At 50.9% G+C, this 12,185-nt stretch carries 11 protein-coding genes; 4 read left to right on the forward strand and 7 right to left on the reverse strand.

Annotated elements, in window-relative coordinates; all coding sequences use genetic code 11:
- The first annotated feature begins 482 nt into the window (after window positions 1–482).
- Complete coding sequence (locus IAG03_RS07255; RefSeq protein ID WP_249319458.1) at window positions 483–1,259, forward strand: sugar phosphate isomerase/epimerase family protein; 777 nt, start codon at window positions 483–485, stop codon at window positions 1,257–1,259.
- A 76-nt stretch (window positions 1,260–1,335) separates the two neighbouring features.
- Window positions 1,336–1,791: a transcriptional regulator NrdR gene (nrdR, locus tag IAG03_RS07260; protein WP_249319459.1), complete on the forward strand. Its 456-nt coding sequence runs from the start codon at window positions 1,336–1,338 to the stop codon at window positions 1,789–1,791.
- 279 nt (window positions 1,792–2,070) lie between these two features.
- On the opposite strand, the gene IAG03_RS07265 is transcribed toward nrdR, so the two are convergent.
- Both IAG03_RS07265 and IAG03_RS07270 read right to left on the reverse strand, forming a co-directional pair.
- The gene (locus IAG03_RS07265; protein ID WP_249319460.1) at window positions 2,071–2,451 is read right to left on the reverse strand and encodes a DUF4363 family protein; all 381 of its coding nucleotides are present in this window, start codon (window positions 2,449–2,451) and stop codon (window positions 2,071–2,073) included.
- Window positions 2,448–3,125 (reverse strand): DUF421 domain-containing protein, encoded by a 678-nt coding sequence (locus IAG03_RS07270; protein WP_249319461.1) that lies wholly within the window; start codon window positions 3,123–3,125, stop codon window positions 2,448–2,450. The genes IAG03_RS07265 and IAG03_RS07270 overlap by 4 nt, the downstream gene beginning before the upstream one ends.
- Before the next feature lie 167 nt (window positions 3,126–3,292).
- On the opposite strand from IAG03_RS07270, the gene IAG03_RS07275 reads away from it, so the two are divergent.
- Both IAG03_RS07275 and IAG03_RS07280 read left to right on the forward strand, forming a co-directional pair.
- Window positions 3,293–4,780, forward strand: coding sequence for a spore germination protein (locus tag IAG03_RS07275; protein WP_249319462.1), 1,488 nt, complete (start codon window positions 3,293–3,295; stop codon window positions 4,778–4,780).
- Window positions 4,761–6,953 (forward strand): Ger(x)C family spore germination protein, encoded by a 2,193-nt coding sequence (locus IAG03_RS07280; RefSeq protein WP_249319463.1) that lies wholly within the window; start codon window positions 4,761–4,763, stop codon window positions 6,951–6,953. The genes IAG03_RS07275 and IAG03_RS07280 overlap by 20 nt, the downstream gene beginning before the upstream one ends.
- Here IAG03_RS07280 and IAG03_RS07285 read toward each other — a convergent pair.
- The 5 genes from IAG03_RS07285 to IAG03_RS07305 all read right to left on the reverse strand — a co-directional run bounded on the left by IAG03_RS07285 (window position 6,950) and on the right by IAG03_RS07305 (window position 12,080).
- On the reverse strand, window positions 6,950–7,378 hold the full coding sequence (locus IAG03_RS07285) for a dUTP diphosphatase (RefSeq protein ID WP_249319464.1): 429 nt from the start codon (window positions 7,376–7,378) through the stop codon (window positions 6,950–6,952). The genes IAG03_RS07280 and IAG03_RS07285 overlap by 4 nt on opposite strands.
- Before the next feature lie 158 nt (window positions 7,379–7,536).
- The gene (locus IAG03_RS07290) at window positions 7,537–10,050 is read right to left on the reverse strand and encodes an ATP-dependent Clp protease ATP-binding subunit (RefSeq protein WP_249319465.1); all 2,514 of its coding nucleotides are present in this window, start codon (window positions 10,048–10,050) and stop codon (window positions 7,537–7,539) included.
- Window positions 10,051–10,063: 13 nt separating this feature from the next.
- Window positions 10,064–11,089 carry a protein arginine kinase gene (locus IAG03_RS07295; RefSeq protein ID WP_249319466.1) on the reverse strand — a complete coding sequence of 342 codons (1,026 nt, stop codon included), beginning with the start codon at window positions 11,087–11,089 and terminating at the stop codon, window positions 10,064–10,066.
- Window positions 11,082–11,606: a UvrB/UvrC motif-containing protein gene (locus IAG03_RS07300; protein ID WP_249319467.1), complete on the reverse strand. Its 525-nt coding sequence runs from the start codon at window positions 11,604–11,606 to the stop codon at window positions 11,082–11,084. The genes IAG03_RS07295 and IAG03_RS07300 overlap by 8 nt, the downstream gene beginning before the upstream one ends.
- 15 nt (window positions 11,607–11,621) lie before the next feature.
- The gene (locus IAG03_RS07305) at window positions 11,622–12,080 is read right to left on the reverse strand and encodes a CtsR family transcriptional regulator (protein WP_249319468.1); all 459 of its coding nucleotides are present in this window, start codon (window positions 12,078–12,080) and stop codon (window positions 11,622–11,624) included.
- Between the last annotated feature and the right edge of the window lie 105 nt (window positions 12,081–12,185).

The raw sequence follows: 12,185 nt of genomic DNA on the forward strand, positions 1-12,185 counted from the left end.
GAAAAGCCTGCGATCCCCCCGCCCTAGGGTTTGTGGAACCCTGCCCTTTGGCGAGAATGAATTATTTAGAAGCAGCAGAATTTGCTTAGCCAGATAAAATAATTGGCACAATGCGTGCAAAGCGCGTGGGAATAACTTTTGAAGTGCAGCTTTTAACGGATCTCAATGAAAATGTTGGACAGGCAAATCTATTCCGTATGCCGCATGAATTGCGGTATTCGGGAAATTTTAAAATCGGAATGCAGTTTCTGCTTGCATTGCCCCGGCGTCCGCTTTGGTTGGTATTTTCGGACGGCAGAAACAAAAGTGGCACGAAATAGGACAGCTTGCAGATACTTTTGTAGACATGCCTTTTGACACGGTTCTAGTCCGCGGCTGCTTATTTTTGGTGTGCTTTGCTTTACAGCATGGATTTTTTTGTGATATACTGGAAATAATGCAGGGTAGATGCACAGAAAATGATGCTGCGGGGAGATGTAGCGGTGAAACTTGGAATTTCGACAGCCTGTCTTTATCCCATGGAGACAGAACGCGCTTTGGAAACACTTGTTCCGATGGGTTTTCAGGCGTATGAGGTGTTTTTTAATACCTTTCGGGAGCTGGAGCCTGATTTTGTGAAGCATCTCCGTTCTTTGGCAAATGGCGGGGAGTTTGTTTCTATTCATCCGTTTACTTCCGGGTTTGAAACCATGCTGCTTTTCAGCAGCTACCGCCGGCGCTTTGAGGATACGCTTGAGAAATATCGGCGATATTTCGACGCTGCAAACCAGCTCGGAGCAAAAATTTTTGTTTTGCATGGAGAACGTGAACCGGAACGCAGCACCATTACGGAAGAGGAATATTTTTCGCGGTATGTGGCCATTTACCGATTGGGCCAGGAATACGGCATTACGGTTGCGCAGGAAAATGTCAATCGCTTTCGAAGCGAATGTCCGCTGTTTATTCAGCGGATGCGCGCTGCATTAGGTGAAGAATGCGCGTTTGTGTTTGATGTTAAGCAAGCGGTGCGTGCAGGAAAAGACCCATATGAAATGCTGTGTGCAATGGGCGAACAGCTTGTGCATGTACACATCAATGACAACACGCCGCAGGAGGACTGCCTGTTGCCCGGACGCGGCATAATGGATTACGAGCGTCTTCGGAAAATGCTGCAATCCTTTTCTTACAACAGCTGTATTCTTTTGGAGGTTTATCAAAAAAACTTTGGAGAATTATCCGAAATTATGGATGCAAAGACCTGCTTAGAGCACTTTTTTTGAGGAATTTCCGGACTTTTTCTTGTATGTTGTTTTTGAGCATGCTATAATTTAAAAAAAGGAAAGGGGGCGGAATGCTTTGAAATGCCCTTTTTGCAATTACGGTGAGAGCAAGGTAATTGATTCCAGACCTACGGATGAGGGGGAGCGGATTCGCAGGCGGCGGGAGTGCCTAAAATGCGGAAAACGCTTTACAACCTATGAAATCATCGAGACACTTCCGATTATTGTCATCAAGAAGGATAAGTCCAGAGAAACATTTGACCGGAACAAATTGATGCGCGGATTGCTGCGTGCTTGTGAAAAACGTCCGGTAACGGTGGATGCCTTGGAAAAAATGGTGGATGACATCGAGTCCACACTGCAGAATTCTTTGGATCGGGAGGTTCCGTCCAGCTTGATTGGAACATACGCGATGGAAAAACTGAAGGATGCGGATGAGGTTGCGTATGTACGGTTTGCTTCCGTGTACCGCCAGTTTAAAGACATCAATACGTTCATGGAAGAGCTCAATAAGATTATCAAAAGCAAATAAGATACACAAATAGAGCGGCCGCCCGATGGGCGGCCGTTTTTTGCTGCGCCAAAACAAATATTTACACGATTAGGAAGAAAAAAATTTGTATTTCAATCGCGAGACGGGGGATTGAAAAGTCGAATCATGGAATACAGCCTTCGCAGAACGTGAATTGTATACAGGCGAAGCACGCAAAAAATGGCGAGTTTGCAATCGGGAGCCTACATGTTTGGCCACCAAGACAGCGCGTTGACTTCAATATGAAACGCGATACATGCTTAAAATTCAATCCTTCTTTTAAAGAATATTTTCAATTGAAATTTCTTCTGTTACAATCAGCTGGCGAATTTGTGCTGCCGCGCGGTCACATTCTGCAGAAAACTGCGCAGTTTCCCCGCCGCGGATAAGCGCCGGCAATGCCGCAAGCGTGTCGTCAACAGCTTCCAGACGGCTGTGCGACATGTACATGCATAAAACGTGATGACTTTCCTCCCACATATCGATCAGCATAAGGCTCATGGAAAGTGCTCGTGCATCGTCGCCTTCCCGGACGGTCTCCTGAATATCTGCAATTGCGGAAAGGATGGGATCCGTACGCGTATGGGAAACCTGTGCGCCTGCGGTACAGATGGCAACCAGCAGGATCAGAATCAAAATTGATGCCCAGATCCGTTTCATGCGTTCTTCTCCTTCTTGATAATCTGAAAATCACCGGCGGTATTGGCGGTCATCAGAAATACGTCTGAAACCTGAAGGTTTTTCCCTTTTAGGACGCCCTCAACCCACGCGCGGGATTTGTTGCACAGTTGAATTGAAAAATCGGAAAATTCTCCGTCGCTGATGACAACCGTCTCAATTCCCTGCTCCGGAACCGCAATTCCCAGCATTCCTGCAGTGGCGGACTCCTGATCGGGCTTTTTAATGACGCTCATTTTTCCATTGGTTTCAATAATAGCATAGGCGACATCCTGTAGACTGAAAACATTGTGCTGCCGAAGCTGCTCGGAGAGGTCTTCGGTGCTCATCCGCAGTGCACGCATGGCGCGCTGATCAATTTTTCCGTCGTCGATCACGACAATCGGTTTTCCGCAAACAAATCGTCGAAAGCGCATATTTTTCAGCATGAAAACAGAGAGGGCAATTTCGCACATCACCAAAACCGCAATGGGAATGACACCGCTGGAAAGCGGTTGTCCGGTATCCTGCATCGGAATTGCCGCAATATCAGAAATCAGCAGCGTGACAACAAGCTCTGAGGTTTGCAATTCGCTGATTTGCCGTTTTCCCATAAGGCGTACAGCGATGAGAATGAGGACATAGAGCAGCAGCGTCCGGACAAATGAAATGGTCATACAATCCCTCCGGTTTCCATTTGCCGATAGTGTTGCTTGTTTTGTCGGATTTATGCGGTAAAGACCTGGATTACAGGTATAATTTTTTGTTTGCAGATCACACTAGTGCTATTGTATTCCGGAATTTTTCTGGGAAAATCCATCTGTAGGAAAACAGGAGGAGCGCTATGGAAGAAAAGCGGTTTACCAAGTCTCTCTGCGAAAATGTTTTGCTTTTTCAACAGGCTTTTGATGAAAGTATGGACTTTGTCCTTCGAGAATTTGAAATTACCGGTACAAAAGCAGCGCTTATCACAATGGATGGGCTCGTCAACAAGCAGACGATTGCACAGAGTATTTTAAATCCCATTTTAAACGCTGCAACGGCAGCATTCAGCGATACGGAGAAATACCGCTATATCCGCGACCATGCGCTTGCGACGGTAGAACAGCTGCAGGTTGTCGATTTTGCCGACGCGCTGGATAAGCTAATGGCCGGATTTGCGCTGCTGCTGCTGGACGGCAGTGCGGATTTGCTCGCATTCGGCGTGCAGGGGTTCGATTTTCGGAGTGTTTCGGAGCCGGAGAATGAAACCACGCAGCGCGGCTCAAAAGAGGGGTTTGTAGAACCGTACCAGGTGAATGCCTCGATGATTCGCCGGCGTCTGCGGACGCCGGATTTGAAATTTGAGCGTATGACGGTTGGAAGTGAAAGCAATACCGCGATTGCACTGTGTTATTTGCGCAGCGCGGTTTCCGACACGCTTCTGCAAAGAATCCGCGCCAACATTCACAAGATTCCGTTAAAAACGGTATTTGCGGCTGGGTATCTTTCTCCGTTTCTGGAGAAGGGCGGCATTTTCAACGATGTTGGCTATACGGAGCGGCCGGATACGGTTTGCGGGAAAATTGCGGAGGGCCGGGTAGCCGTTTTGGTGGACGGGACGCCGAATGTGCTGATTATTCCCTATCTGTTTGTTGAAAATTTTCAAAGCTTTGACGATTACATCAATCCGCCGTATTTTGCAACGTTTGTCCGTTGGCTGAAATATTTTTCCTTTTTTCTCTCGATGTTTTTGCCGGGGCTCTATGTCGCTGCCGTGACGTTTCACCCGGAAGTCATTCCGGATGCACTTTTACGGAAAATCGTCCTGGCGGAGGCCTCCACACCGCTGCCGGTTTTAGCGGAAGCGTTTTTAGTGACCATCCTTTACGAAATCATGCGGGAAGCAGGGCTGCGTGTCCAAAAACCACTCGGACAGGCGGTCAGCATCGTGGGTGGACTGGTAATTGGAGAATCGGCGGTAAATGCTGGAATTGTCGGATCGCTCACTTTGATGATTATCGCACTGGCGACGCTGGCATCCTATGCAACCCCAAAGCTCTATGAAGCGGCCGGCGCGATGCGGATGCTGCTGCTATTGCTCGGCGGTCTGTTTGGTATTTGGGGGATCACACTGGGATTTTGTGCGGTGCTTATCGAAATTTGCGGGCGCAGCGTATACGGTGTTCCGTTTACAGCGCCGCTGTCGCCGTTTCGCCTTTCAGCCATGCGGGATGTGCTGATCCGGGCAAACTGGAAGACGCTTTCCAAACATGCCGCAGTTGTGCAGAACATGCCGGGCGCAGAGGCACCGGCAACGGAGGATCAAAAAAATGACAGAAAAGGAAACTAAAATCGGTGCAGGACAGCTGTGTGCAATCGCGTTTTTAAGCCGGCCCATTATTATGCTGACGCTGAATGCTGCGGTGCTGGGGGGAGATGCCGTGCTCGATAACGCCTTATCCGCCGTGCTGATTCTGATTTTGGGATTGCTGTCTGCGGTGCCGGCCTTTTTGCTTTTTGCGCGCTATCCCGACCTTGACATTTTGAAGCTAAGCCGTGGAATTTGGGGCCGTGCAGGCATTTGGGTTCCCGTATTTTACAGCGCTTATTTTGTGCTCATGGGCTGTTACTATGTCTCCTTTTTTGAGACATTTATCGGGAATGTCATGGATCCGAAAACGCCGGTATGGCTGGTGGGACTCGGGATCATTGCAGTCTCCTGTTACGGCGCAAAGCGTGGGATTGAGGCGATTGCCCGCAGTTCGGGCTTCATCGTGGTCGCAATCTTGCTGGGGATTCTGGTGATTTTTTGGACACTGCTTCCGGAAATCCGTTCTGAAAATTATCGGCCGCTACTTTATAATGGGCAGAAGCAGCTTTGGAATGGGGCGTTTCTTGTTTTGGCACGCGGAATGGCTGTGCCGTTTTTGGCATTTTTACTTCCGCAGACCAAAGGAAAAATCAAAACGGCTTTTGTGGGATGGAGCCTCGTCACTGCGCTAATCTTTGGAGCACTCATCGTCGTTCTTGTCGGCGCGCTCGGCAGTTTTTTAAATACACAGCTGTTTCCCGTGTATACGGCTTCGGCGCTGTCGAAAATTGGACCGATCCAGCGAATGGATGCGATTTTTCTTGCAATCTGGATGTCCGGGCTGGTTGTGGAATTGTCCGCCGCATTTTATCTGCTGTCTGTCTGCGGAAAAGAAATTTCGGAGAACCATGGCGGAAATTGGGCACTGTTTCTCGCAGCGCCAATCGTTTTTGCGGGAGCGCTGTGGGCTGCAAATACGCGCTCTGTACAGCGCGTTCTGTTTGGAAAAGCGCTTCTTTTGACCGTTTCGGCCATAGCAGCGGTGGGAATTCCACTGCTGCTATGGATCTCGGACTCGATCCGAAAACGAGGAAAAGGCACTGCCTTCAAAAAAGTAACGGTTGGAATGCTCGCGGTACTCCTGGTGTTTCTGACCGGGTGTGAGGGGCAAGTCCTAATCAACCGCAGAATGCTGATCCAGGGAATGGGGATCGATTACCGAGACGGCAGCTACCAGGTTTGTGTATATGCAGGCATTTTGGAAGAGGAAGAAGAGAAAACTGTATTATATCGGGGAAGCGGGGAAACACTGCTCCATGCGATGGACGAAATTGTGCAGTATAGCGGCAAAACACCGATGTATTCCCATAATTTGTTTGTGCTTTTGGGGCAAAGCTGCGGCGAAGCCGGACTGCAGAATGTGATTGATTTTTTTGTCCGCTATTATGAATCGCGCGCATCATCCTATCTCTTTTTTTGCAGGACAGAAGCAGAGGACCTATTTGCGCTGCAGGATGCAGACGGGAAGTACCCATTGGCGGAAGAGACGGATATTTTGACAGATGCAGAACAAGTTGCAGGTAGGAGCGTAAACGCAACGGTTGTAGACGTCGTAAACGGGCTGAACGCACCGGGACAGTCTGCCTATTTGTCGGTAATGGAGGCAGACAATCAAAAAATCCGGCTGAACGGAACGGCGTATTTTCGGGATGGCGTCTATGCCGGCATGTTAAGCGAGGCAGAGTCGCGCGGAATGCTATTGCTGAAAAACCGGTTTGTTTATGGTGCGGAGGCTGTTCCTGCGGAGGATACCGGCCCAGTTACGCTGTCACTGCGGGATGCATCTTGTCGCGTGAAGACAGAATGGATCGGCGATGTGCCGCATTTCACCATTACCGTGCATTGTGAAGCGGATATTGCTGAAATTACACACGGACTTGGCCGGCCTATGGGGGCAGGATACTACGAAAAATTTGAGCAAGCGCTGAACGAGACGCTGCAAAAAGAAATCACCGCAGCCATTGAGACGGCTGCGGTGCGAGATCAATGCGATGTATTCGGATTTTCAAACCGACTCCTGCAGCAACAACCGGAAATTTGGCGCGTACACGCCGAATCTTGGCCAGACTTGCTGCAGCAGCTTTCCTATACCGTTTCGGTCGAATCCAATATCGCCAGAATGGAAGAAGAAATTACGCCGATTTTGCATTAGGCTTTTCCGGTGGATCCGAACCCGCCGCGGTTTTTTCCGCCCAGCGTGGAAACTTCTTCGATCGAGAAGTGCGGCATTTTCTTTAAAATCCGGAATTGGCAAATCCGATCGTTTTCGTGGATGACGGTATCCCGCACAGCGAGAACGGGAAACTTCCAGATGTCGTCGTCGCCGCAGTAGGATTCATCTACGACGCCGACGGAATTGGTTTGCAGAATTCCCCACGTCCGGAAGGTCGAACTGCGCGGGGCCACGTGCGCCTCATATCCTTCTGGAAGGCGAATCGAAACGCCGAGGGAAATCAGCCGGGATTCGCCAGCCTTCAGCGTTGCCGTTTCTGCAGCGCGCAGGTCGATCCAGTCGCCGTTTTCACGTTTTTCGAGTTTGTCGATATTGGGATTGTGATATTTTACAAAAAGCTGCATGGGAGTTCCTCCTAAAGGCGGCGCATGTCCGCAGAATACAAATGCGTGCTGCATTCAGCTTACACGCTCCGGACGTGCTTGTCAACCTGCTTGCAAACGGTTGGTGCAAAAAGAGCCAAAAAGGGCGCTCCCTTTCGAGAACGCCCTTCTTTGTTTGCTTATTTTTCGGCTTTTTCGCCGGAATCGTCAGTTGCAACACCGGCAGCAGCGTCGGCCTCCGAGGTGAAGGTGAACGTTTTGCCGTCGTATCCGCAAACAACCGGTACACCAGCTTTGACGGCGCCTTCGAGCATCCGCTCCGAAAGCGGATCTTCGATGTTGGCACGGATGGCCCGGCGCAGCGGACGCGCACCGTACACCGGATCAAATCCCGCTTTGGCAACGGCATCCACCGCAGCGTCTTCAAACCGAATTTTGATGCCCAGCCCTTCGAGACGGCCTTTCAGAGTCGCAAGCATCCGTAGTGCGATTTCGTGAATATCATGATCATTGAGCTTGTTAAACACAATGATATCGTCCACACGGTTGAGGAACTCCGGACGGAATGCTTTTTTCAGCTCGCCCATGACAAGCTCTTTGACCGTTTCGTTGTCATTGTCCTTCTCGTGATTGTCGTCAGTTGCGAAGCCCAGCGATTTCTGCGTATCGGTAATCAAACGTGCGCCAACGTTGGAGGTCATGATGATCACAGTGTTTTTGAAATCCACATGGCGGCCCTGCGAGTCGGTCAGACGGCCATCCTCCAAAATCTGAAGCAGCATGTTAAAGACATCCGGATGCGCTTTTTCGATTTCATCGAACAGCACAACAGAATAGGGCTTGCGGCGAACCGCTTCGGTCAGCTGACCGCCCTCTTCGTAGCCGACATATCCCGGAGGCGAACCGACCAGACGCGAGACGGTGTGTTTCTCCATGTATTCGGACATATCCAGCCGAATCATCGCGTTTTCATCGCCAAACATCGCTTCCGCAAGAGATTTGCAAAGCTCTGTTTTGCCGACGCCTGTCGGACCGAGGAAGATGAAGGAACCAATCGGACGTTTCGGGTCTTTCAAACCCACTCTGCCGCGGCGGATTGCCTTGGCAATTGCCGAAACAGCCTCATCCTGGCCGACAATCCGTTTATGCAGCGTCTCTTCGAGCCGGAGCAACCGCGCGCTTTCCTCTTCGGTCAGCTGCGCAACCGGGATTCCTGTCCACATGGAGACGATATCCGCGATATCCTCCGGAACGACTTCGCCCGCCACATGTGCGCTTGCAGCCTCCCATTCGGATTTTTTGGATTCCAACTCTGCGCGGCGTTCTTTCTCTTCGTCACGGATTTTTGCAGCACGTTCAAAGTCCTGTGCATTGACGGCAGCAGCCTTTTCCTGCTCCAGTTCTTTCAGCTGATCCTCCAGCGCCTTGAGGTCATCCGGCGCAGTGAATGCACGCAGACGTACCCGCGAGGCAGCTTCATCGATGAGATCGATTGCCTTATCCGGCAGGAACCGGTCTGCAATATACCGCGAGGAGAGTTCGACAGCCGCTTTGATGGCTTCATCTGTAATTTTTACTTTGTGGTGCGCCTCATAGCGATCGCGCAGCCCCTGCAGAATCAGGACAGCCTCCTCTTCGCTCGGCTCGCCAACCGTTACCGGCTGGAAACGACGCTCCAGGGCGGCATCCTTTTCGATATATTTGCGATATTCATTGATGGTCGTCGCACCGATGACCTGGAAATCGCCGCGCGCCAGCGCAGGTTTCAAGATGTTCGCCGCATCGGTGGAACCTTCCGCGCTGCCTGCACCGATGATCGTGTGCAGCTCATCGATGAACAGGATGACGTCGCCGGAATTTTTGACTTCGTCCATTGCGGCTTTGATTCGATCCTCAAAATCGCCGCGGTATTTGGTGCCCGCAACCATTCCGGTCAGATCGAGAGAAATGATCCGTTTGCCTTTGAGCAGCTCCGGAACCTCGCCGGAAACAATTTTCAGCGCAAGCCCTTCTGCAACGGCAGTTTTACCGACGCCGGGTTCGCCGATCAGGCAGGGGTTATTTTTGGTGCGGCGGGAAAGAATCTGGATGACCCGTTCGATTTCAGACTGCCGTCCGATGACCGGATCGATTTCGCCGCGCGATGCCATTGCAGTCAGATCGCGGCCGAACTGCTCCAGGGTTTTGGTGTTGCCTTTTCCTTTGGGATTGCCGGAGACGCCGCCGGAAACAGGTTCTGCACCTTCCGGTTCCCCGCTCGAAAGGACATTGCCGATTTCCTCTGCGATGCTGCGCGGCTGTGCGCCGAGTGCGGAGAGGAACCGGACGCCGTAGCTGTCGCCCTCATTCAGGATTGCAATCAGAAGATGTTCGGTGCCGACATAGTTGTGGTGCAGCCGGGCCGCTTCCATAAATGCAATTTGCAGAATGCGTTTGCTGCGCGGCGTCATATCGTCAGCGGTCAGCTGCGTTTCGCTGCCGACGCCGATTTTCGTCCGGATTTCATTCTCCATGGATTCTGCCGTAATACCGAGTTTATTGAGCACGGTTGCGGCAACGCCGCTGCCTTCTTTGAGCAGGCCGAGAATAATGTGTTCGCTGCCGATATACGTGTGTCCCATTTCTTCTGCCGAAGTAATGGCAAGGTTAAGTGCTTCGTTTGCTTTCGCTGTAAATCCTTTAAAGTTGTACATAAAAATGCCTCCTTTATTCCGTTAAGGCTTCGCGCACAAGTTTTGCCCGCAGCGCGTCACGCTGCGCAGAAGAGAGCGCTTTTCCTTCCGGAAGCTGTATGGTTGCGGGCTGCACCCGCACAGTTAATGCATTGACAGTCTCTAATGAAATATGGTCAATCAGGCCGGTGTTTATTCCCAGCCGGACGTTGGAAATGAGTTTCATAAACTCGTCGTTGCTGAGCAGACGTGCGTTGCGCAGCAATCCGACAGAACGGCAGATGGAATCCTGCACTTCCAGATCTTTTTCCAGTTCTGCGCGTGCGCTGCGTTCCTGCTTCATGAGCTGAAGCGCAATGCTTTTCAGGTTGTCGATGGCTTCCTGTTCGCTGAGCCCCAAGGTAACCTGGTTCGAAAGCTGATAAAGTGCGCCAACAGGCTGAGAAGCTTCTCCATAGGTGCCGCGGATTGTCAGGCCAAGCTTTGAGAGATTGGCGGAAATCCGATTAATGGTGCCGGTTTCCTGCAAGGCAGGCAGGTGAAGCATCAGAGAGGCGCGCATGCCGGTTCCGAGGTTCGTCGGGCACTGCGTCAGGTAACCGAGCTTATCGTCAAATGCGAAATTCAGGCTTTCGCCGAGCAAGGTGTCCAGGCGGTCTGCCATTTGCAGCGCGCCTTCGAAGTTAAAGCCCTCGCACATGACCTGAATGCGGAGGTGATCCTCCTCATTCACCATGATCGAAACGCTTTCGTCCTTCATGAGGAGAACAGCGCGTCCTTCCGGATGGGAAATAAATTCCGGACTGACGAGGTGCCGTTCTACGAGAGACACGCGCGTAATCTGGGAAAGGTCTTTCAGACGGTACAGGACAAATTCGTTTGCGATGGGGCTGGTTTCAATGGCTTTTTGAACGGCGGAAATCACGCGTTCCCGATCCTCTGTATTCATACGGGAAGGAAACGGGCAAGTGCGCAGATTTCGCGCCAAACGAATGCGGGTGCTGATGATGACGTCGCCCTCGGCGCCGCTTTTTTCATACCATTTTTTTGTTTCAAGCATGATCCTGTTTTCCCTCCTCCAGCGCTTTGATTTCATCCCGCAAAACGGCGGCCTCTTCAAAACGCTGCTTTTTAATTGCATCCTGTAGTTTTCTGCGCTTGATTTCCAATTCTTCCTGTGGAACTGCCTGGATCGCATGTTCTCCGCGGACAACCATGGCAGCAGAACCCGGACGCTTGCCGCGGTGGGTTGTATTGCCGTGAATCCGCTGGATAGAAGGAATCAGGCGGTCATAAAAAGTATGGTAACATTCTGCACATCCGACTTTGCCGGCCTGTGCGATGTCCTCGAACGAAGCGCCGCAGGAAGGACACCGAACGCTATGGGGGAGTGGTTCCGATTTGCCAAGCGGATTGCCGAGCAGTGCGCCGAAATGAAATCCCCAGTCGCTAAAAAGATCGCCGTAGCCCATCTTTTTGGCGCATTCCGCACACAGTGCGCATTCACTGAGCTCTCCGTTGACAATGGTCTTTACATGTGTGGTAGCCGGATGTTTTCCGCAAGCTTGACATAGCATAGTAATTCCTCCCTTTTATTTCGAATCCAAAATAATCATAAGCATTTCTTTGAAAACCGTCGCACGAAGCGTGTCGCGCATTTCCTGCGGAACGGAAGCGTACGTGCGGTTTGCCGTTGCGGCATGTATGAGGCGCGCTTCTTTTTTATCCAGAATCCCGCTTTGCAGCATATTGGTCAGCATCGCCCGCGCGGTTGCACTGTCAAGCGTCTTTCCGATTGAATTGACGATGTGCATGATGGATTCTTTCGGATCCACCGTAATACGCGTGATACGGATATATCCGCCGCCGCCGCGCCGGCTCTCTACGATATATCCCTGCTCCGGTGTGAAGCGGGAAGTAATGACGTAGTTAATCTGGCTGGGAACGCATCCCAAGATGTTTGCCAACTCATTGCGCTGAATTTCTGCGGAACCGTGATCTGTTTCCAGAAGCTCTAAAATATAGTTCGCAACGCTGTCGCTGATTTTCATAACGCTCACCTTTTGCCTTTGACTTTCTTTGACTTTTGTCTATAGTATAAGGCCTGCGGATTAAAAAGTCAAAGTCAGTTAAAGTCAAAAAATAAACATACAACA

Origin of the sequence: Yeguia hominis (assembly GCF_014384705.1) — a bacterium.
Classification (GTDB): Bacteria; Bacillota; Clostridia; order Oscillospirales; family Acutalibacteraceae; genus Yeguia; species Yeguia hominis.